At 58.6% G+C, this 22191-nt stretch carries 19 protein-coding genes and 1 pseudogene; 12 read left to right on the forward strand and 8 right to left on the reverse strand.

From position 1 onward, the window contains the following. Positions 1-33 precede the first annotated feature (33 nt). Both N1037_22315 and N1037_22320 read right to left on the reverse strand, forming a co-directional pair. The gene (locus tag N1037_22315; GenBank protein ID UWS81856.1) at positions 34-900 is read right to left on the reverse strand and encodes a DMT family transporter; all 867 of its coding nucleotides are present in this window, start codon (positions 898-900) and stop codon (positions 34-36) included. Positions 901-937: 37 nt separating this feature from the next. Beyond that, positions 938-2326 (reverse strand): PLP-dependent aminotransferase family protein, encoded by a 1389-nt coding sequence (locus N1037_22320; GenBank protein UWS81857.1) that lies wholly within the window; start codon positions 2324-2326, stop codon positions 938-940. A gap of 188 nt (positions 2327-2514) precedes the next feature. Here N1037_22320 and N1037_22325 point away from each other — a divergent pair, with 188 nt between their 5' ends. Further along, on the forward strand, positions 2515-2931 hold the full coding sequence (locus N1037_22325; protein UWS81941.1) for a DUF983 domain-containing protein: 417 nt from the start codon (positions 2515-2517) through the stop codon (positions 2929-2931). A 134-nt stretch (positions 2932-3065) separates the two neighbouring features. Here the strand turns inward: N1037_22325 and N1037_22330 are convergent, their stop codons facing one another. Further along, entirely contained in the window at positions 3066-4502 is a 1437-nt protein-coding gene (locus N1037_22330) for a mannose-1-phosphate guanylyltransferase/mannose-6-phosphate isomerase (protein UWS81858.1), read from the reverse strand. A 399-nt stretch (positions 4503-4901) separates the two neighbouring features. On the opposite strand from N1037_22330, the gene N1037_22335 reads away from it, so the two are divergent. The 7 genes and pseudogenes from N1037_22335 (at position 4902) to N1037_22365 (ending at position 10586) form a co-directional block, all read left to right on the forward strand. Then, a complete protein-coding gene (locus N1037_22335) occupies positions 4902-5306 on the forward strand; it encodes a 5-carboxymethyl-2-hydroxymuconate Delta-isomerase (GenBank protein UWS81859.1) in 405 nt (134 codons plus the stop codon). Then, positions 5303-6811, forward strand: a complete 1509-nt coding sequence (hpaE, locus tag N1037_22340) for a 5-carboxymethyl-2-hydroxymuconate semialdehyde dehydrogenase (protein ID UWS81860.1) — start codon at positions 5303-5305, stop codon at positions 6809-6811. Before N1037_22335 ends, hpaE begins: the two co-directional genes overlap by 4 nt. Positions 6812-6912: 101 nt before the next feature. Further along, complete coding sequence (gene hpaD, locus N1037_22345; GenBank protein UWS81861.1) at positions 6913-7764, forward strand: 3,4-dihydroxyphenylacetate 2,3-dioxygenase; 852 nt, start codon at positions 6913-6915, stop codon at positions 7762-7764. A gap of 67 nt (positions 7765-7831) precedes the next feature. Further along, entirely contained in the window at positions 7832-8689 is an 858-nt protein-coding gene (locus tag N1037_22350) for a fumarylacetoacetate hydrolase family protein (protein UWS81862.1), read from the forward strand. Beyond that, positions 8686-9486 carry a 2-oxo-hepta-3-ene-1,7-dioic acid hydratase gene (hpaH, locus tag N1037_22355; protein ID UWS81863.1) on the forward strand — a complete coding sequence of 267 codons (801 nt, stop codon included), beginning with the start codon at positions 8686-8688 and terminating at the stop codon, positions 9484-9486. The genes N1037_22350 and hpaH overlap by 4 nt, the downstream gene beginning before the upstream one ends. Before the next feature lie 41 nt (positions 9487-9527). After that, positions 9528-10262: pseudogene (locus N1037_22360) on the forward strand (aldolase/citrate lyase family protein). Beyond that, the gene (locus N1037_22365; GenBank protein ID UWS81942.1) at positions 10263-10586 is read left to right on the forward strand and encodes a DUF2218 domain-containing protein; all 324 of its coding nucleotides are present in this window, start codon (positions 10263-10265) and stop codon (positions 10584-10586) included. It begins immediately after the preceding pseudogene. Between the two features lie 52 nt (positions 10587-10638). On the opposite strand, the gene N1037_22370 is transcribed toward N1037_22365, so the two are convergent. Then, a complete protein-coding gene (locus tag N1037_22370; GenBank protein ID UWS81864.1) occupies positions 10639-11805 on the reverse strand; it encodes a nucleotide sugar dehydrogenase in 1167 nt (388 codons plus the stop codon). A 185-nt stretch (positions 11806-11990) separates the two neighbouring features. Here N1037_22370 and N1037_22375 point away from each other — a divergent pair, with 185 nt between their 5' ends. Then, positions 11991-13265: a nucleotide sugar dehydrogenase gene (locus tag N1037_22375; GenBank protein UWS81865.1), complete on the forward strand. Its 1275-nt coding sequence runs from the start codon at positions 11991-11993 to the stop codon at positions 13263-13265. 406 nt (positions 13266-13671) lie between these two features. Continuing rightward, positions 13672-14901, forward strand: a complete 1230-nt coding sequence (locus N1037_22380; protein UWS81866.1) for a GAF domain-containing protein — start codon at positions 13672-13674, stop codon at positions 14899-14901. Positions 14902-14915: 14 nt separating this feature from the next. Here N1037_22380 and N1037_22385 read toward each other — a convergent pair whose 3' ends face one another. Both N1037_22385 and N1037_22390 read right to left on the reverse strand, forming a co-directional pair. Continuing rightward, positions 14916-15428: a hypothetical protein gene (locus N1037_22385; protein UWS81867.1), complete on the reverse strand. Its 513-nt coding sequence runs from the start codon at positions 15426-15428 to the stop codon at positions 14916-14918. Next, positions 15425-16687: a replication initiation protein gene (locus N1037_22390; GenBank protein UWS81868.1), complete on the reverse strand. Its 1263-nt coding sequence runs from the start codon at positions 16685-16687 to the stop codon at positions 15425-15427. Before N1037_22390 ends, N1037_22385 begins: the two co-directional genes overlap by 4 nt. A 596-nt stretch (positions 16688-17283) precedes the next feature. On the opposite strand from N1037_22390, the gene N1037_22395 reads away from it, so the two are divergent. Next, the gene (locus N1037_22395; GenBank protein UWS81869.1) at positions 17284-18669 is read left to right on the forward strand and encodes an AAA family ATPase; all 1386 of its coding nucleotides are present in this window, start codon (positions 17284-17286) and stop codon (positions 18667-18669) included. Continuing rightward, positions 18662-19729: a ParB/RepB/Spo0J family partition protein gene (locus N1037_22400; protein ID UWS81870.1), complete on the forward strand. Its 1068-nt coding sequence runs from the start codon at positions 18662-18664 to the stop codon at positions 19727-19729. The genes N1037_22395 and N1037_22400 overlap by 8 nt, the downstream gene beginning before the upstream one ends. A 30-nt stretch (positions 19730-19759) precedes the next feature. Here the strand turns inward: N1037_22400 and N1037_22405 are convergent, their stop codons facing one another. Both N1037_22405 and N1037_22410 read right to left on the reverse strand, forming a co-directional pair. Continuing rightward, positions 19760-20773, reverse strand: a complete 1014-nt coding sequence (locus tag N1037_22405) for a GDP-mannose 4,6-dehydratase (GenBank protein UWS81871.1) — start codon at positions 20771-20773, stop codon at positions 19760-19762. Positions 20774-20886: 113 nt separating this feature from the next. Continuing rightward, entirely contained in the window at positions 20887-22128 is a 1242-nt protein-coding gene (locus N1037_22410; GenBank protein ID UWS81872.1) for a lytic murein transglycosylase, read from the reverse strand. Between the last annotated feature and the right edge of the window lie 63 nt (positions 22129-22191).

The following is a 22191-nucleotide window of genomic DNA, read 5'->3' on the forward strand; positions in this document are numbered from 1 at the left end:
CCTGATGTTCCCCGGTTTGCTGCTCCCAAAAGGCTAGACCTGGGGCATGCGACGCCCCGCCAGCCAAAGCGAGGACAGCCCGGAGAGGACAATCACCCCCAACCCCAAAAGCGCCAGCCCATCAGGCCAGGTGCCAAACACAAGCACCCCTAGAACCGTTGCCGCCAAAAGCTGGCTGTAGATCAAGGGGGCCACCACATTGGCGGGGGTGGTGCGGTTGACCATCACCAACAGAAAATTTCCCGCCGCAGATCCCAACGCACTGATAAGGATCAGGCTCCCCCCTGTGATATCAATGCTTTGCGGCATCTCATCATAGCTAAAGGGCAACAGCACCACAGAGCCAATGATCAGTTGGGAGATCAGCAGAAACTTAGGCCGATACCGCCCGGCCAGGCTGCGCGTCGCCACCAGGTAAGAGCCATGAAAGCAGCCCGCCAACAGGGCAAACCCCATACCGATCTGCATCCCAAACCCAGGCTTCACCACCAAAAGCACACCGACAAAACTGACCAGCAACAGCGCCACCCGGCCCGGATCCGCCTTTTCTTTCAGCAACAGCGCCGAGAGCGCAAAGGCCACTATGGGCCCAACAAAGAAGCCGCCAAAGACATTGGCGATGGGTTCGGTCCGCAACGCGGTGAGGATGCACAGGATCCCCGTTGCAATCAGCACCGACCGCAGAATAATCCGCCAGTCCAGAAAGCCGCGCAGCTCAGCGCTGCGCAGACCGGCAAAGGGCAACAGCACCACCGCCGCCACGGTAAAGCGAGACCAGGCAACAAAGAAGGGGCTGGCGCCAGAGACCGTCAGCGCCTTGCCGGCGGTATCGCCAATCACGATCAGCGTCATGGCCAGAACCACGGTGCCAAGCATGCCCAAAGGGATATTGTGTTTCATCAGATCACTCCGGCGCAGGCGGTCAGGTTCATCTGCATCAGCCCAGCCAATCTTTGCGCAGGATTGCATCGCGCAACGCAATCAGATCCTCGCGCAGTTGCTCCAGGCTAATCGGCCCGCCCAGGCAGACCCGCAGTGCCTCGCTGGGCTGGCCCACCACGGTAAAGGCATCGCTGGGCATGATGCCAATCTGCCGGTTTGCCATGCGCCCCATGACCTCAGCCCGGCTGGTGCCACGGGGCAGCTCCACCCACAGGTTAAAGGCCTCGGGCGCATTGGTCACAAAACACCCACATAGAATACCCCGCGCCAACTCCTGCCGCTGGGCCGCTGCGCGCCGCACAAAAGCCTGGATCTGGGCGGCGGTGCCGTCTTCGATCCAGTGCCCCAACAGGGCCAGGCTCAGCGGTGAGGCCATCACGTTGATACTGCGCAACGCCTGGGAAAACCCACCCATCTCGGCCCGTTGTGGCCCGGTGGTATAGGCAAGCCGCAGGCCAGCGCCAAAACATTTGGAGATCCCGGCCACATGCCAGGCCAGATCCGGCAGGTGGCTGGCAATCGGCGGCGGCGCGTCTGCGGCGACAAACCGGTAGGCGTCATCCTCGATCAGCTGAATGTCGTGCTGGGTCAGCACCTCTGCAATCTCGCGGCGGCGGGTCTCGGACATGGTTTTGGTGGTCGGATTCTGCAACGTGGGGTTCAGATATAGCGCGGCGGGCCAGTGCTCGGTGATTGCCCGCTCCAAAGCCTCTGGACGCAGCCCCTCCCGGTCGCTGGGCACCCCGACCAGCCGCAGGCCAAGACGGGCGGCAATGGAGCGAATACCGGGATAGGTCAAAGTCTCACACAGCAGGGTCTGCCCCGGCTCGCTCAGCAGGGTCAGGATCGCATATATACTGGCATGGGCGCCTGGTGTGATGGCAAAGCGGTCGGCGGCAAAATCCAGCCCGTTTGCCTGCATCCAGGTCCGGGCAATTTCCCGGTCAGCAGCGCTGCCGCGCACCGATTGATAGCGCAACAATGGCACCAGATTGGCCGCCACATGGCCCAGGCCACTGGCCATGCGGGCCACCAGGGCCGGATCATCCGGTTCCGGTGGCATGTTCATCATCGGATCTTCCTCCAGGATCCGGCGTGGATCCGGCGCCGCATTGGCCCCGTCAAGCAGCGCCTGCACGTCGGGTGTCCGGACAAATGTCCCACGGCCAACAAAGCTCTCAATATCTCCGCGTCGAACCGACTCTGCGTACCCTCTTGATACCGTGGAAAAATCTACCCCCAGATCCTGTGCAACCCCGCGCTGTGGTGGCAGCCGGTCGCCCGGCAACAGCAGGCCTGCATCAATATCTGCCCGAATCGCATCGGCAATCTCCAGATATCGCGGCTTGTCCGAAACCGGCAGCGTCGGGCTCCAGTGTTTCAAAGGGTCTCTCCCCACAGCAGTCTTTCCTTTTTTTCCAGCTCCAAAAGGCCGGCCAACACGGGCGTTACGCAGCAATACCCCCAAGCTCCGCATAATTGCAACCAGATTGATTGCATGATTGATTGCAATCAATTTAGAAACACCATAGAGGATAGCTTTGATAAGAATCAGAAATGGTGATACCCGAGATGCCCCAGGACGACACCACAACACCAGCCGCCCCAGAGCAGGCCAATCCGTCCGCTCAGACCGAGCAACGCCCCTGGAAACCAGCCGCGCTGCGCGGGCTGCGACTGCGCTGCCCCAATTGCGGCGAAGGCAAGCTGCTGAAAAGCTATCTCAAAGTGAAACACAGCTGCGACAACTGCGGTCAGGAGCTTTATCACAATCGCGCCGATGATGGCCCTGCCTACCTGACCATTTTGCTGGTCGGGCACCTGCTCGGCTTTGCGCTTCACATCACCTACATGCAGTTTCGGCCCGATCCCCTGACCCTGGCTTTGATCATGTCGCTGGTGACCATATCGGCCTCGCTTTTGTTGCTGCCGCGAATGAAGGGGCTTGTGGTTGCCTATCAATGGGCCAAACGCATGCATGGCTTCTAGATATTAGTTTTCCTGGCCCAATGGCGTGATCCTTTTGTTTGAATAAAAGGACGTATTCTGGGCCAGGATCGCCACAGGAATACTACCCCCCTACCCCAGGGCAGGAGATGCAAGCTCAGACTACGTTTGCGATTTTAGCCTTTGGCCCCCTGGCCACGGGCATATACATCCTCATAGCGGATGATGTCATCTTCCCCAAGATAGCTGCCGGTCTGCACTTCGATCAGCACCATGGGCAGTTTTCCGGGGTTCTCCATCCGGTGCACAGACCCCAGTGGGATATAGACCGACTGGTTCTCCGTCACCAGTTTCACCTCGTCATCCACCGTCACCTTGGCGGTGCCTTCCACCACAATCCAGTGCTCTGAGCGGTGGTGATGGCTTTGCAGCGACAGCGCCGCGCCGGGGTGTACATGGATACGTTTCACCTGGAACCGTTCGCCCACCACCAGGCTCTCAAACCAGCCCCAGGGGCGATGATCCATCGGGAACTCGGTGGCCTGCTTGGCGCCTTTTTCCTTCAGCGCGGCCACTGCCAGTTTCACATCCTGCGCACGAGAGGCATCCGCCACCAGCACCGCATCCGGCATCGCCACCGCAATCACATCCTGCAAACCAATGCCCACAACCGCCAGGCTATCATCTTCTGACCGCAGCAGGCTGTCGCGACAGTCAATCGCCGTGGCATTGCCGCTGGCAACCACGCCATTGGCATCGGCCTGGCTTTCGCGCCAGACCGCGTCCCAGCCGCCCAGGTCAGACCAGCCGGCCGCAAAGGGCACCACCGTCAGATTGTCGGCTTTCTCCATTACCGCGTAGTCGATCGAGATATCGTCCAGCGCCGCCCAGGCGGCAGGGTCCAGCCGGAAAAAGCCAAGGTCATTTTCACCCTCTGCAATCGCCGCCTCAACCGGGGCCACCAGATCGGCAGCATGGGCAGCAAAGGCCGCCAGGATAGTCTTGACCGAAAACAAAAAGATCCCGGCGTTCCACAAGAAATTGCCAGAGGCCAACATTGCCTCAGCTGTGGCTGCATCGGGCTTCTCGACAAAACGTTTGAGACCAATAGCGCGCGGGGAAAAATCGCCGGGATCGCCGGTGAGTTCAAGATAGCCATAGCCTGTTTCAGCATGGGTGGGTTTGATCCCAAAGGTGACGATCTGGCCCTGCTTCGCCGCATCCGCCCCAGCAGCCACCGCCGCACGAAAGGCCGCGTCATCGGGCACCACATGATCCGAGGGCGCCACCAGCATCAGCGCTTCGGGGTCGGATTGAGCCAAATACAGCGCCGCCGCCAGAACCGCAGGGGCCGTGTTGCGCCCGGCAGGTTCAATCAGAATGGCGCCGGGATCAATGCCAACGCTGGCCAGCTGTTCGGTCACGATAAAGCGGAAATCGGAATTGGTCAGCACCATCGGGGCCGCAAACTCTGCCCCCGAAAGCCGCTGCGCCGAGGCCTGAAACAGGGTGGTTTCCCCCACCAGGGGCACAAATTGTTTTGGGTAGCTCTTGCGCGACAACGGCCAAAGCCGGGTGCCGGAACCACCGCAAAGCAAAATTGGTGTAATCATAGATCCGTCCTTCAAAACCGCCTGCTGTGCTGATCATCCGCATCCTGCCGCAAAAACCAAGCGAAAGTATGATCAGGACCGATACTCAGCTTGATCAAAGTTGGCCCGCCGGGACGTCCCAGGATCCAGCCATCTGTGCCGCAGCCCAAATCAACGCCTGACCCTTTCATCAGCATTCTTACTTCCATACCCTCCGATACCCCAAAACCACAATATAAGACCACAGCAAGATGTTGATCTGTCTGTGCAACCAAAGACCCACATTCCTAGCCCCCTGCAATCAAACGGCTGCTGACGACACCAAGGCTGTCTTGCTTTTTAGTTGCGATGTTAATTATTATTGACAACGCAGAGCATCACTGGCTATGGTGCCTTTGCTTAACATGTAAAGGTTGCGGGATGCCCCATTTTCAGATCGAATACTCGGGAAATCTGGAACAGGTTTTGGACGTTACGGCGCTGTGCGAACATATCCGCGCCACCGCAGTTGAAATCGACACATTCCCCCTGGCTGGCGTCCGGGTGCGCGCCTTCCGCGCGGATCACTATGCCATTGCGGATGGCGATCCCAAACACGGCTTTGTCGATATCTCAATCCGCCTGCGCGCCGGCCGGACGCCTGAGGTCAAAACAGATGCCACACAGCGCATTTTTGACGCCGCGCAGGCCTTTTTGACACCCGCCATCGCCACCCATTCCATCGCTCTCTCGCTGGAAATGCGCGATATCGACCCCGCCCTTTCCCCCAAAACCGGCTCAATTCGCGCCCATCTCGGTCGCCCTTCGCAGGAGGTCTCCTCATGACTGCTCTGAACGACAATATCGCAAAGCTCAGCGGGTTTCTTGCCCGCTTTCAGGACACCGGCATCCAGAACCGGATCGCAGGCGTGGATCGCCCCGGCTCGGCTAGCACCTTTCAGTCCATCTCTCCGGTGGACAAATCGGTGATCTGTGAGGTTGCACATGGCACAGATGTCGATATTGACGCCGCCGCAGAGGCCGCCAAAGCCGCCTTTCCCGCCTGGCGCGACATGCCCGCAGTCGAGCGCAAAAAGATCCTGATCCGCATCGCCGAAGGTATCGAAGCCCGCGCCGAAGAAATCGCGCTATGCGAATGCTGGGACACCGGGCAGACCCTGAAATTCATGTCAAAGGCTGCCCTGCGTGGCGCCGAAAACTTCCGCTATTTTGCCGACCAGGTGGTACAGGCCCGCGATGGTCAGCACCTGCAATCGCCCACCTTGATGAATATCACCACCCGCAAACCCATTGGCCCGGTTGGCGTCATCACCCCCTGGAACACCCCCTTCATGCTGTCGACCTGGAAGATCGCCCCGGCCCTCGCAGCGGGCTGCACCGTGGTCCACAAACCCGCCGAAGACAGCCCGCTGACCGCGCGCCTGCTGGTTGAAATCGCCGAAGAGGCCGGCCTGCCCCCCGGCGTGCTCAACACCGTCAACGGCTACGGCCACGACGCGGGCAAACGGCTGACCGAACACCCCGCCATCAAGGCCATTGCCTTTGTCGGCGAAAGCCGCACTGGGTCGATCATCACCAAACAGGGCGCTGATACGCTCAAGCGCATGCACCTGGAGCTGGGCGGCAAAAACCCGGTCATCGTCTTTGACGATGCTGATCTGGACCGGGCGCTGGATGCGGTGATCTTTATGATTTATTCCATCAATGGCGAACGCTGTACCTCCTCCTCGCGGCTGCTGGTGCAGGATACCATCCGCGAAGAGTTCGAGGCCAGGCTGGTGGAGCGCGTCAACAAGATCAAGGTGGGTCACCCGCTGGATCCCAGCAGCGAAGTTGGCCCCCTGATCAGCCAAGAACACTACGACAAGGTGACCTCCTATTTTGACATCGCACAGGAAGACGGCGCCACCGTGGCCGCGGGCGGCACCACTCTGGGAGATGAGGGCTATTTTGTCCGCCCCACCCTGTTCACAGAAGCCAACAATAAGATGCGCATCGCCCAGGAAGAAATCTTTGGCCCCGTCCTGACCTCCATCCCCTTCAGCACCGAGGAAGAGGCGCTGCAGCTGGCCAATGACACCCAATATGGCCTCACCGGCTATCTCTGGACCAGCGACCTCACCCGCGCCCTGCGTTTCACCGATCAACTAGAGGCCGGGATGATCTGGGTGAACTCGGAAAACGTCCGCCACCTGCCCACCCCCTTTGGCGGGGTCAAGGCCAGCGGCATCGGCCGCGATGGCGGCGACTGGAGCTTTGACTTCTATATGGAGCAAAAGCACATCGGCTTTGCCACCGGCCAGCATAAAATCACCCGCCTGGGCAGCTGACCTCGGCTTTATTTGGCCAAAATATCCCGGGGTGAAGTTTCGAATGCCCATTTGAAACTGAGGGGCCGGCCCCTCCCCCACCTCATACAAGGAGTGTCCCCATGGGAGAGATCGTTCTCGCCGCCAAAATGACCCATGTCCCAACCATGCTGATGTCAGAGCAGGAGGGACCAATCAAAGGCAAACGTCAGGCCGCCATTGACGGGCATCGCGAAATCGCCCGCCGCGCCAAGGCGCTTGGGGCCACCACCGTGGTGATCTGTGACACCCATTGGGTGATCAATGCGGGCTTTCACATCAATGCCAACACCCGCTTTGAGGGCCTGTTCACCTCGAATGAATTTCCGCAGTTCATTCAGAACCTGCCCTATGCCTATGACGGCAATCCGGCCCTGGGCGAGGCCATCGCCAAGGCCGCCACTGACAGGGGGGCCTATACGCTCTGCCATCAGCTGGACAGTCTGGAGCTGGAATATGGCACCCTGGTGCCGATGCGCTTCATGGCCCGTGAACATGATATGAAAGTGGTCTCGGTTGCCGCCTGGGCCACAGTGCATGACCACGATGAAAGCCGCATTGTTGGCGAAGCGATCCGCGAAGCGATTGAGGCCTCGGATGAAAAGGTGCTGCTGGTGGCCTCTGGTTCGCTCAGTCACAAAATCTGGGCCAATAAGGACTATGCCGCCAACAATGGCACCTTTACCATCTCCTCCGAATTCAACCGGCAAATGGACCTGCATGTGCTGGAGATGTGGAAACAGGGTGATCACGCCACCTTCCTCAAGATGCTGAGCGAATACGCGCAATTCTGCTGTGGCGAAGGCTCGATGCATGACACGGCGATGCTTTATGGCGCCCTTGGCTGGGATAAATACACCGGCAAATGCGAGGTGGTGACGGAGTATTTCCCATCATCGGGCACCGGCCAGACCAATGTGATCTTCCCGGTCTAGCCGGGTATTTCAGAGAACAACATGACCCAAGGCAACGCCACAGGGCTTGCAGCGGAGGAGAAATCAGATGCGTTTTGCAACCTACACGGCCGAAGGTGAGACCTTCTATGGCGCCGTCACCGACACGGGCATGATCGCCCTGAATGACACCTGCCCACAATGGGCCACGCTTTACGATGTGATTGCGGCAGGTGCCCTGGAAGAGCTTGAGAAACTGGCGGCAGACAAGCCTGTCAGCCATACCGATTTCATCTATGAAATGGTGCTGCCCAATGCGCCGCGCATCTTGTGTGTTGGGGTCAACTTCCCCGATCGCAACGCCGAATACAAAGACGGCAGTGCCCAGCCAAAATACATGTCACTGTTTCCACGCTTTGCCAGCGGCTTTACCGGCCATGGGCAAAATCTGGTGCGCCCGCCGGAAAACCACACCCTGGATTATGAGGGCGAAGTTGCCATCGTCATCGGCAAAGGCGGCCGCCGCATTAGCCAGGATGACGCCTATGACCATATCGCCGCTCTGACGCTCTGCAATGAGGGCACCATTCGCGACTGGGTGCGCCATGCCAAATTCAACGTAACGCAAGGCAAGAACTGGGACAAATCAGGTGCCATCGGCCCCTGGCTGGTGCCCTTTACCGATGCCAAACAGCTGGATGACGCCCGCATCCTCACCCGCGTCAATGGCGAGATCCGCCAGGACGATGTGCTGTCGCGGATGATGTTCCCCATTCGCCGCGAGATCGAATATATCTCCACTTTCATGACCCTGCAGCCCGGCGACATCATCATCACCGGCACCCCCACCGGGGCCGGCGCCCGCTTTGATCCGCCGCGCTATTTGAAACCCGGCGATGTGGTCGAGGTAGAGGTCGAAGGCATCGGCACCCTGCGCAATGGCGTTGAGGACGAGGTGACATCATGACACCGCAAGACCACGTCCAGGCCGCCGCCGATCTGCTGCAGGCCGAAGCCACGGGCCAGCAGATCGGGTTGCTGACCAAACGCCACCCCGAGATGGGCATGGATGACGCCTATGGAGTGCAAAACGCCATCTACCGCGCCAAACTGGCGGCGGGCCAACAGGTGATCGGCTGGAAAATTGGCCTCACCTCCAAGGCGATGCAATATGCGCTCAACATCGACATCCCCGACAGCGGTATCCTGTTTGACGATATGTTGTTTGAAACCGGTGCGACGGTGCCAGCGGGGCGGTTTATCCAGCCCCGTATCGAGGCTGAGATTGCCTTTGTGATGAAAACCCCCATTGGCGGCGCCGATGTCACCCGCCAGGACGTCATTGCCGCCACCGACTATGTGGCCCCTTCGATCGAGATTCTGGATACCCGTATCCTGCGCGCGGACCCGGAAACCGGCCAGACCCGCAGCGTCTTTGACACCATCAGCGACAACGCCGCCAATGCGGGTATCGTGCTGGGCCGCGAACGCCACAGCCTTGACGCCCATGATCTGCGCTGGGTCGGCGCCATCACCAGCCGCAACGGCGAGGTGGAGGAAACCGGGCTCGGCGCGGGTGTTCTCAATGATCCGGTGGAAAGCGTTGTCTGGCTGGCCCGGCGCATGGCGCAGTATGGCCAGAGCATCGAACCCGGTCAGGTGATCCTGTCCGGCAGCTTTATCCGCCCCATTGAATGCCCGTCCGGCGCTGATATTCACGCCGATTTTGGCGCCTTTGGCTCGGTTGACATTCGCTTCGCCTAAGGCTCCTGTGACATCAGATCTTATCTATAAGGACATTGCCCATGCCCGCTCCGCACAACCCGTTCAAAGCCGCGCTGAAAGCCGGAAAACCCCAGATGGGCTGCTGGCTGGGGCTGGCTGACCCTTACGTGGCGCAGATCAGTGCCGGGGCTGGGTTTGACTGGTTGCTTATCGACGCCGAACATGCCCCCAACGATCTGCGCTCGATCACCGCGCAGATGCAGGTGCTGGCCGGGTTCGACAGCCATGCCATCGTCCGCCCCACCATCGGTGAAACCTGGATGATCAAACAGTATCTGGATGCCGGCGCCCAGACCCTGCTGATCCCCATGGTCGAAAGCGCCGAACAGGCGCGGGAATTGGTGCGCGCGGTGACCTATCCGCCCCATGGTGTGCGTGGCGTTGGCTCCGCGCTGGCGCGGGCCTCGAACTTTTCCGGTATTCCCGACTATCTGCAAACCGCAGATGCCGAAATCTGCCTGCTGGTGCAGGTGGAAAACCGCGCAGGCATGGCGGCACTGGATGAGATTTTGCAGGTCGAAGGCGTAGACGGTGTGTTTATCGGCCCGGCAGATCTGGCCGCTGATATGGGGTTCATCGGCAATGCAGGTGCCCCCGAGGTCGAAGCCGCCGTGCTGGGCGCCATGGGCAAGATCGTCGCCGCGGGCAAGGCCGGCGGTATCCTGACCCTGGACCCAAAGATGCAGCGGGCCTGCCTTGATGCCGGTGCCACCTTTGTCGCCACCAATATCGACGTCACACTGTTTGCCGCTGCCATGCGCAACACCGCCAAGGCGGCGCTGGCGCTGCTGCCGGATCAGGCCGCGACCGGTAGCGCAAAAACTGAAAACGCCAGCCGCTATTTGCAACAGCTGTGCAAACACTGGTCGCACAAAGCCACAGCAGAATTTGACGCGGCCCAGGGCAGCATCACTTTTGACACTGGCAACCGGGTTACGATGACAGCCGCAGCCGACCAATTGGAGATCACCGCCACCACCGGGCCGCGGGGCGATCTGACACGCTGGAAACAGGTGATCACCGATCACCTGGTGCGTTTTGCCTTTCGCGAAGAACTCAGTGTTGAATGGGCAGATTAAATAACCCGCCCCAGCCACCGCGCTGGGGCAGTCACGCCAAACTGCGCGATTTTTAGTCGGTGCCCGACAGGTCACGGGTAAAGATCTTGTCCTCTACATCGCGGATGTCATCGGTCACCCGGTTGGCGACGATGACATCTGACACCTGCTTAAAGGCCTCCAGATCCCGTACCACCGCTGAGCCAAAGAACTCATCTTCCTGCAAGACCGGTTCATAGACCACGACCTTGATGCCCTTGGCCTTGATCCGCTTCATGATGCCCTGGATCGAGGAGCGGCGGAAATTGTCTGATCCGGCCTTCATCACCAGCCGGTAAATGCCCACCACATTGGGCGCCTTGGCAATGATCTGATCCGCCAGGAAATCCTTGCGGGTATGGTTGGCATCGACAATGGCGCGGATGAGGTTCTGTGGCACCTCGGAGTAGTTCGCCAACAGCTGTTTGGTATCTTTGGGCAGGCAATAGCCGCCATAGCCAAACGACGGGTTGTTGTAGTGATTGCCGATGCGCGGATCGTATCCAATGCCCTCGATGATCTGACGCGCCTCCATGCCGCCCGCCATGGCGTAGCTGTCCAGCTCGTTAAAGAACGCCACCCGCATGGCAAGATAGGTATTGGCAAACAGCTTGATCGCCTCCGCCTCGCTGGGATCGGTAAATAGAACCGGCACGTCCTTTTTCACCGCGCCCTCGATCAGCAGATCGGCAAACCTGCGGGCTGCCTCACGTTGTGAGCCAACAATGATCCGCGAGGGATGCAGGTTATCGTAGAGCGCCTGACCTTCGCGCAGGAATTCAGGCGAAAACATCAGATTGTCGATGCCGAGCTCTGCCCGCAGCCGCTGGACGAACCCCACCGGAATGGTCGATTTGATGACAATTGTCGCCGCAGGGTTCACCGCCAGAACCTGAGCTATCACCGTCTCGACACTGGAGGTGTCAAAGTAATTGGTATCGGTATCGTAATCCGTAGGCGTAGCGACAATGACAAACTCAGCGTCGCGATAGGCCGCCTGCGCATCCATTGTCGCCGTCAACTGCAGGGGTTTATCCGCCAGAAAGGCCTCCAGCTCTGCATCGACAATGGGGCATTTACGGGCATTGATCATATCGACCCGTGCCTGTGTCACATCCACCGCCACCACCTGATGGTTCTGCGCCAGCAAAACGGCGTTCGACAGGCCTACATAGCCAATTCCAGCAACGGCGATTTTCATTCCACACCTACAATACTCTGTCCCTATAAGGCCTTGTATGTACTCGAAACCACAAGCCAAGCCAAACCGGAAAGCAGCAGACAGATCAACAGACCGCGACAGCACATTGGCAGGGCTGGTCGCCTGCCCTGTGAAGAGCTATATGGGCATTTAAGAATACGCGTCAGCATCCAGGTGCCACGGCAATGCAGGAGCAGAGTTTGCAGGATCAGATTTGCATTATTGGCCTTGGCTATGTTGGCCTGCCCCTGGCAGCGGCCTTTGGTCGTCACCGTCCCACAGTGGGTTTTGACATTGACCACAAGCGCATCACCGAACTGCGCGCCGGCAACGACCAGACTGGCGAGACCTCTGCGACAGAGCTGACCGAGGCCGTGCAATTGACGCTCACCTCGGACCCCGCCGCCATTGCCGAGGCCACGATCTATATCGTCACCGTTCCCACCCCGGTTGACGCCAGCCACCGCCCGGATCTGCGCCCCCTGCTGGCAGCCTCCAAAACCGTTGGCGCCGTGCTGAAACCCGGCGATCTGGTGATCTATGAAAGCACAGTCTACCCAGGTGCCACCGAGGAAGACTGCGTGCCGGTACTGGAGGCGGAATCCGGCCTGCGCTTTAACCAGGATTTCCACACCGGCTATTCGCCAGAGCGGATCAATCCCGGTGACAAAACCCGTCGACTGGCGGACATAACCAAGGTGACCTCAGGCTCGACCCCCGAAGTCGCAGCGCGCGTCGATGCGCTGTACAATGAGGTGGTCACTGCCGGCACCCATCTGGCCCCCAGCATTCGTGTCGCCGAAGCCGCCAAGGTGATCGAAAACAGTCAGCGCGATATCAATATCGCCCTGATCAATGAGCTGGCGATGATCTTTAACCGGATGGGGATCGACACCGAGGCGGTGCTACAGGCTGCAGGCAGCAAGTGGAATTTCCTGCCCTTCCGCCCTGGCCTGGTGGGCGGCCACTGCATTGGTGTGGACCCCTACTATCTGACCCATAAGGCAGAAAGCCTGGGCTATCACCCCGATATCCTGCTGGCAGGGCGACGTCTAAACGACGGGATGGGAACCTATGTAGCGCAACAGATGATCAAGGCCCTGGTCAAGCGCGGCAAGCCGATGCGGCGGGTGTTGGTGATGGGGCTGACCTTCAAGGAAAACTGCCCCGATCTGCGCAACACCCGCGTCATTGACGTGGTGCGCGGATTGGAAGATTACGGGCTGAGCGTCGATGTCTGTGACCCCTGCGCTGACCCGGTTGCGGCACGTGAAAGTTTTGGTTTTGAGCTCATTCAAGCTCCAGAAAAAGACACCTATGATGGGGTAATCATCGCCGTCGCACACGCGGAATTTGCCAAACTGACGGAACAGGATTTTCGCGCCTTTGGCACGCAGGATGCCGTGCTGTATGACCTCAAATATGTGCTGCCCGCTGCAGCGTCAGATCTGCGGTTGTAGCCCTATGGCGGGGGCCCGCAGCTGGCCACAGATCACCGCTCATACCACGAAGGACCGCCCTCTATAGCAGGGTGATGTTGGCAGCGGTCCAACCCTGGCAAGGGTCAGTTCACATAATACTTGCGACCGTATCGGGATTGATCTTGCAAAGCCGATTCACGGAAAAGTTGTAACTTATGCCTAAGTTTGCCCATGGGGATTCGCGCCAGCACCCTCGGCTCGGTTCTATTTCTTGAATACTTGACCATTCTGTGCAGGACTAATTGGAAACCAAAATGACGGTGAGATTGACAGCGGGGGAGCGCGTGCTTCTGCCCATCAAGGATAGAAAGTAATAATCGACACCCAAGGACTCAATCCTCTGATTACATTGGGTTTCCAATCTTTTGAAGTAGTGAGTTTTTGAATGCAGCAATTGGCATCACCAGTGAATGAGTGGAAAAACCAAGGCAGTTCTGATGAATTGTTGGTCCTCTCCAGCTCAACCGGACGTGACTTTATCCAGTTTTTTGCTGAAACTCTGGCTGATTGTTTCGAGATTGACTTGGTCACCATAGGCGAGCTTTTGGTGATGGAGAACGAGCGGATTAGTGTCCTGGCCGGCAGTATGGACGGTAAACCGCTGGAAGATTTCGATTATCAGGCCTGCTTGACCCCCTGCATCGCGGTGATTCAAACAGCCCAGCCGATAATCCTGCTCAGCGATGTTCAAAAATCCTACACAGAGGACAACCTGCTGCGCGAACAGGGTATTCGCAGCTACATCGGCATTCCCCTGAAAAACTCCGAAGGAGAGCTCATCGGTGTGGTGCAGGCCTCCTGGCGGCGGGAAATTGATCCGGAAGAGGCCGAGCATGTGCTCGAAACCATAGACATGTTTGTCGCCCGCCTTAGCGCCGAACTGGTCACTCTTCATGCCATGCGCATTTTGGCGGCCCTGGCTGAGGGCCCAAGCCTGATCGGCAACCTGGACACGCTGCGGCTGCTCACGGAACAGATGCAGACCGCGCTGAAAGTACGGGTTGCCTTTATTGCGGAAACACTGCCCGAAGACGATCACAGCTTTCGCCTGTTGACCTATTGCCAGGATGGCAAACTCATCCCCGACGTGGAAAACGAAATTGTTCCCTATGCGGGCACACCCTGTACCCATCTCAAAGACAAAGACGTCTTTATTGTCCGTACCGAGCTACAAGAGGTCTTTCCCACCCAGATGCAATACAAGGAGGCCAATCTGGTCTCCTATCTTGGCCAGAACATCCGGGATGAATCTGGTCAGGTGATCGGCCATTTTGCGCTGCAACATGATCGCGAACTTCTGGATAAGATTCTGCAAGCCGACCTGTTTAAACTCTTTTCCGCCCGTTTGAATCTGGAGCTGCGCAAATTCCATGCCGAGCAACACCAGCGCGACGGCGGGGAAACGCATCCCCCCACGATGGCCCAAGACGCCGCAGGAAAAACACTGCCGCCAGCACTCGCTCAGAGTGTCAGTGAAAAACTCGCCGCGTTGCAGGATCGCGTTGCAGGTTTGGAGAAGTCATTGGAAAATGGCGGCGCGCCGCAAGTGCCTGCCGACCTGAAAGCCTTGCAGGCAGAGCTGGTCGCAACACAAAAGCTCCTCTCGTCACGCTGAGCCCCTGACATCGCTCAGATGTAAGGGTCGTAGGCCCATTGCAAAAGGGCCTGCCTTTGTCGTGGGCGGCAAAAGACATCGCCTGGATAACAATTGGCGCGGATCTGCCCGGCATGGCGGGCAAAGCCGCGCCAGCGTTTGATCTGGATTTGATCAACCTCAGCCAGACGGCGCCCCAGGTAATAGCGGCAATACCACTGAAACCACCCGCGCGGATCCGGCCCATAGATCCATCCCTTGTCTTGCCAATGGCCCAGGGGTTGGCGGCTTTTGATGCCAAAATAATTCAGCGACGCATCTGGCTGCGCTGACAGCCGGGCCTTTTCAAACCAGTTTTCCGGGAACTCATTGCGGCAGTCATTGAGATATTTGCCCTCAAAGACCCCCAGCGCCAGCATCTCTGCCGGGCTGTGAAACGGGGTAAAGCTCTCATCAAAGTCTTCCCCCATTTTGGCCGTCAAACGGTAGCTGTACCCCTCTTGCATCCGGTCCGAGACTGAAATCAGCGTATCGTTTTGGTCGCTCATTGCTCAAACGCCTCCGGTTCCATCTCCTGCCAAAAGGCAATGATTGCGCTGGCATTCAGGGCTGAGCGCCAACCATGGACGCGGAAATTCTCGCGCTCCAGATCGTCTTCCAGCCCGGCCATGAACAGCTGCTTGTCCGCATCCCGCTGGGTGGGGTTTCGCCGCGAAACCAGATCCTCCACCAGATCAAGCCGCCGCGCCCGCTCTTGCCGCTCAGTTTGGCGCGCCGCATAGTCCGCCGCCTCCTTGGCCCGCTGCTGATCCCGCAGCCGAGCCGCTTCTTTTGCCTCAGGGCTGGGCTCTGCCTTTGCTGCGGGTTTGTGAGGCTGGTAATCATCGCGCAGCGCTGCCGACAGATAGCCCACCGAGCTTTTGACCTCGGCCTGTTCCGTCATCAGCGACAGTTTCTGTTTCACATAGTCCTCGCCGTGTTCGGTGATCCACTGGCGCGCCAGACGGTCAGAGACCCCCTGCCCGCGCAACGCCTTGTAGGTCGCCAGATTGCGCATGCCGTCGCTGTCATCAATCTGGAACATCGCCATCTGCGGGTTCGACTTGATCAGAAAGCGGATCTCGGTCACCGCCCTGCCCTTCTTTTGAAACTCCGGCGTGATGATAATGTCTGAGCTTTTGTTGACCTCCGCTACCGCTGGTTTGATGATCTTGGCATTCAGATGTTTGAAGCTCTCATAATAGCTGGAGCCATCAACCCCCATCAGCTTGCGGAAGGTCTCTAAGCTCCACCAGCCGGTCGAGTGGGTGCGCACAAAGCGGTAGCAGTTTTCATACAGCGCCAGCCCATGCCCCGAGCTGAAGTTGCGCTGGATATGTACATTGATCAGCGCGTAAATTTTGGGGTCATGCAGTTTTTGCGCCAGAGCCGGGGAATAGGCATATTCACAAACCCCGTTCTTTAGCTTGGCAAAGGACAGCAGCGAGGACACGCCCCATTCCTGACGCCCCTTGTCATCCAGCATATCCCATTCCGCCACGGTTTCTGCCAGCGCCCGCAGGCTGGCGCGCAGGGTGTCAAAATCGTTGGAGTTGTAGCCGACAATTGTCGCCAGGGTTCGTGCATCAATGGTATGGCTCTGCGCCGTGGTCAGCGCGTCATAGGCATTGAGCAACAGCACATTTGACAGCTTGCGTTGCAACAGGCTGAGCTTGCCGCTGATATGAATTGCGGCCACATTCTTTTTCACCGTTTCCCGCCGCAAGGGGCCGGAGAGTGAATCCATGTCGATCTGGGAATCGCCCATACTATTTGCCTGCTCGATTTTTCCCACATCATGCCATATAAGGTACCCAACGATCAATCACGCCCAGGTTCCTGAGCCCAAGATATTAAGGTACCCATATACAGGAGCCCCAGCTTGATCCGAATCCATCCCCTGCGGGCATACGACTCACACCGCGCAAAAGAAGCCGCGACAGAGGTCGCGACCCAAGCCCGACACAGAGTCGCTTTAGAGCCTAAGCCCCCACAAGAGAGCCTTATAGCGCTTGACAGCCCGTCCCGAGAATCGGTGCCCCTTATCCCGCGCCAAGGAGTCCTTTATCCCGTTGATGGGTACCTATGGTCCCGCAGACTGGTGCCTTTCATCCTGTTTTCAGGCACCCAAGTTAGATTAACCCACTGAAATAAAACTACTTATCCTGAGCAAAGATTCTAAATTCCCTAAAAGAACTAAACCTATGTTGTGCCTAAGATTCTGATTTCACTAGGTTTCGCCGCGAAACCGGTGAATTTGTCACGATTGTGCAAATGTATCATATCCATGCTGGAATGATCATAAGATGTCCGCTAGTTTCGCTGATATCCGCCGAATAGGCGAACATGATATGAGGCAACGATATGAGCAAACCCCCCTCACCTGCCCTGCCCCCCTATCTTAATCTGGATCCAGAGGCCGCCGCAAAGAAGCTGCCTGATCCCATTGGCACTGCACGATTTGCCAAGGCCGCGGCCTTTTGTGGCAAGGGCCGCGAAGACCTGGCACGGCGCGGTTACGCCCCGGATGGGCAGAAACGATTACGCAAATTTTCCACCTGGGAAATCACCAAGTACCTGATACCGGTGGCGCCCGCCCATCTGCGCCGGGTGCTCAAAGCCAACCCTGATCTGCCCCAGGGCGAGGGGGAAGGCGGTTCCAAATGGTTCACCCTGGAAGAGGTCTTGGCGCTGCGCCAACACTTTGACAGCGAAGGCGTCAGCACCAAGGAATATGTGCCTTACCGTCCAGAAGGTCTGCCGGCCAAAGTTGTCGCCGTGGCCAATTTCAAAGGCGGTGTTGGCAAAACATCGACCGCAGCGCATCTTGCCATGTCCGCCGCTTTGGATGGCTACAAGGTGCTGGTGATTGACCTGGACAGCCAGGGCTCGATGACCTCGATCATGGGCGGCAAGGTTGCAGACGAATGGCAGACGGTTTTCCCGCTGGTGGCCAAGGACTACGCCAAGGCCGTCACCAGCGAAAACCAAATACGCGCCGCTGCTGGCCAGCCGGAAATCCCGTTGGATGAAACCCTGCAAGAGGCGCTGAAGACCACACCGCAGGACGTTATTCAGAAAACCCACTGGCCCAATATTGATCTGATCGGGGCGCAGCTGAACCTCTATTGGGCGGAATTCCAGATCCCGGTTTGGCGCATGGGATTGCGCAGCTGGCCACTGTGGGACGGGCTGACCAATTTTCTGCAGGATGAAAGCATCCTCGATGAATACGACGTGATCTTTCTCGATACCCCGCCCGCGCTTGGCTATCTGACCATCAATGCGCTGGCGGCGGCTGACATTCTGCTGGTTCCCCTGGGGGCGTCCTATCTGGAGTTTGATTCGACCGGGCGTTTCTTTGATATGCTTTACACCACCTTTGCCTCGATTGAGGACGGTGAAAATTCCGCACAGCGCGCGGCGGGGTTACCTGAAATAAAGTTCGAATGGGATGTAGTACGGGCCATTGTCACCCGGTTTGATGCCAGTCAGCAAACCGACATGGCCAATGTGATCCAGGCCTATTTTGGGGACTTTATGAATGCCTACCGGCAGGACTATACGGCCTTGGTTGGTCAGGCGGGGGAGCAGGTGAACGGCATCTACGAGGCCGATTACCGTGATTTCAACCGCGACACCTATGTGCGGGGGCGGGAAACCTTTGATCGCACCTATGCGGAATTCAAGGAACTGTTGATCGGCTGCTGGTGGCGCGATGCAAATATGGGAGACGAACAGAATGGCTAAACGCAGAAGACTGATCGCCCCGGATGCCAGCGAATTGCAAGAGCTGGAGGAGGGTTTCGCGACGAAACCTTCGGCCAATCCGTTTGAGACCAAATCCGCCGTGCCGCCGATTGCCCAGGTCGCAGCCGAGGCGGCCAGCCTCAACAGTATGGCCGGGGTCACTGACCGGGTGGCACTGGCGCGGGATCAGGGCGATGCCGCCCGCTGGCGCGAGGCTGAAAAGGACGGCCTGATTGTGCAGATCCTGGCCGTTGCGGACATCGACCAGGATTTCATCCGCCGTGACCGTCTGGTCGAAGACGCCGAAGCCATGGCGGAGCTGCAGGCCTCGATCAAGGAAAACGGCTTGCGGGCGCCTATCGAGGTGGCCAAGACGGAAACCGGCTATGGCCTGATCTCTGGCTTTCGCCGACTGCAGGCCTATCGCGCGCTCGCAACAGGGGATGCGGGCTTTGCCCAGATCCCGGCCTTTGTGCGCGAGGCCGACGCGGGGCAGGCGGCCTATGTTTCCATGGTGGAAGAAAACGAGGTGCGCGCCAACCTCAGCCATTATGAACGCGGGCGCATTGCGGTGTTGGCAAAGGGACAAGAGGTCTTTCCCAGCATTGAGGCCGCGGTGGACGCGCTGTTTGCGGCGGCCTCCAAGGCAAAACGATCCAAGGTGCGCAGCTTTGCCCTGGTGCATGAGGCCCTGGGTGATCTGTTGCAGTTCCCAACCGGGCTGACGGAAAAGGCGGGGCTTGCCCTGGCTACCGCGCTGCGGGATGGGCGCCAAACCCAGTTGCGCGCGGCCCTGGCAGAGGCAGATGTCCAGGACGCCAAATCCGAATGGGCTCTGCTGCAGAAGACACTAAAGGACGCAAGCACAGCGCCGCGTGACAGGTCTCGCGGTGGACGGCCTCAGGAAATCACCCGGCTGCCAAGCCGCGATCTGCCCAAAGGTGGCGCGCTGAGTGCCGAGGTGTCATCCGATGGGCTGCGGATCGAGCTGAAGGGTAGGGTGATCAATGCCGATACGGCAGAGCAGATCCTGAAACTGATCGCCCGTCAGATTGGCTAAGGTCATAGGGCAGCTGCAAAACCGGGGCTGCTATTTCTGGTAGTAGTCCCGGAACCAGGCGACAAAGCGATCAATACCGTCGCGGAAGTTGGTCTGTGGCTGATAGCCGGTCAATTTTTTCAACAGCGTTGCGTCTGCCCAGGTCGCTGGCACGTCGCCGATCTGCATTTCCATGTAGTTGCGAATGGCCTTTTTGCCGAGGCTGGTTTCAATGGCGTCGATGAAATCCAGCAGGCGCACTTTTTCGGAATTGCCGATATTGACCACCCGGTAGGGCGCCACCGGAGATAGGCTGTCGCCTTCCGCAATCTCTTCCTTGCTGGCGGGGCGCTGGGGCACCACGTCGATCAGCAGGCGGATACCGCGCACCAGATCGTCGATATAGGTGAAATCGCGGTACATCTCACCGTGGTTGTAGATGTCGATGGGGCGCTCTTCGAGGATGGCATCGGCAAATTTGTAAAAGGCCAGATCCGGCCGCCCCCAGGGGCCATAGACGGTAAAGAACCTAAACATTGTGGTGGGCAGATCCCAGAGATGCGCATAGGAATGGCCCATGCTCTCGTTTGCCTTTTTGCTGGCGGCATAGATGGTGAGCGGCGCGTCGGTGTGATCCAGCTCGGTAAAGGGCATCACGTCATTGCCACCATACACCGAGGAGGAGGAGGCCATCAGCAGATGGTCGACCTTCAAACGGCGGGCGGCCTCCATCACGTTGAAGGTGCCCATCACATTGGTTTCCAGATAAGATCTAGGGTTTTCAAGGCTGTAGCGCACACCTGCCTGCCCAGCGAGGTGAATGACCACCTGAGGCGCAAATTCATCCGCCATGGCGTCAAATGCTTCCGCGTCTTCCAGCATCGCTTCGGTGGCTGAAAAATTGGGGTGCTGCAACAACATGGCATGGCGGCGCTGTTTCAGGGTGACATCGTAGTATTCGGTCATGCCGTCAAAGCCATGCACACGAAATCCTTCGTCCAGCAGCAGTTTGGCAAGGTGAAAACCGATGAAGCCGGCAGTGCCGGTAACAAGAACGCGTTTCATGTGATGTCTTTAAGTCCTGCGTTCGGGTCGCCAAAGGGGCTGCCCTGGTGATGATGGCGTTGCTATACCACGGCGAACCGCCCTGCGCGAGGGGGCAGGGCGGTCCGATCACACTAGTTTGAAGCCAATGATTTTATTGAACTATCCGGAAAACACCGGGGCGCTTTACCGGTGCTTTCCTGCCAGCGACCAATTGAACGCCGGGTTTTGAAGCCAACCAATCCATCGGCGCCCCCCACATCATGGCCCAGGGCCTCCAGCCCGCGCTGCATCGCCGCAACATCAGATCGGTAGAGCTTGTCGAGGCCCTGCCAGCGGGCAGTGAAATCGCCAACCCCGTATTGGATGCGATCGCCAACATGGCCGACAAACAGCGCATAGAGATCGCTTTTGTTGTAGTCTTTCAGCACGTAAAAATTTGGCGTGACGATAAAGGCGGGGCCATAGCGCCCGGCGGGCATCATCAAAAATCCCTGGCCTGCACGTTCCGCCGCCGGGAAGGGGCGGCCAGATATCCGGGTGATGCCCAAGGCTTCCCAGTCGGCAATGCTGCGGCCCTGATCTGGGCCTTCCAGGCCGCAAGAAACCTTCGCCGGGACATTGACCTCAAAGCCCCAGTCGCGGCCCTTTTGCCAGCCATGTTCCGCCAGGAAATGCCCGATGGACATCAATGTGTCGGCCTCGGAACCCCAAATATCGGCGTGGGTGTCGCCATTGCCGTCGCGGGCATATTTCAGGAAGTTGCTTGGCATAAACTGGGGCTGCCCCAGGGCGCCGGCCCAGCTGCTTTTCATGCTTGCGGCGTTGACGTGGCCAGCCTGGGCGATTTGCAGCGCCGCGATGAGCTCCGCGCTGAAATAGTCTGCGCGGGTGCTCATAAAGGCCTTGGTGCCCAGAACCCGGAACACATTATGGGGGATTTTTGCGCGCCCGTGGGCGCTTTCGCGGCCCCAAATGGCAATTAGGATCCGCCCCGGCACCCCGGTTTCAGTCTCGACTTGGGCAAGGGTTTTGGCATGGGCCTGCAGCATTTTGCGACCCATGGAGGTTGCTCCTGCCAGCCCGCCCGGGCTGAAATATTTGGCGGGGACGCCAAATTCGGCCTGACGTTGCTGTTTTGGCACCTGGGGTGTGCTGCCGGGGGGCACCAGATCGGGCAGATCCCAGTTTAGCGTCACCCCGGAAAACGCGGCTTTAAAGGTCTTGCGGCTGACGCCTGCCGCCTTTGCCTCGGGCCAGATTTCTTGCTGCAGCCAGTCCTGAAACTGGCGCTCCACCTTGGCGCGGTTTAGGGCCGCGGCGGGCAGGGGCAGCAGCCAAAGCACCGCGAGCAAAACAAGAAAACGACTGAACATGATGTAGGCTCCGGCGTGCAAAAGAGAATGTGCACCTGCCAGCCTAGCGGGGTTTGGCAAAAA

Source organism: Phaeobacter sp. G2, from assembly GCA_025163595.1.
Taxonomy (GTDB): Bacteria; Pseudomonadota; Alphaproteobacteria; order Rhodobacterales; family Rhodobacteraceae; genus Pseudophaeobacter.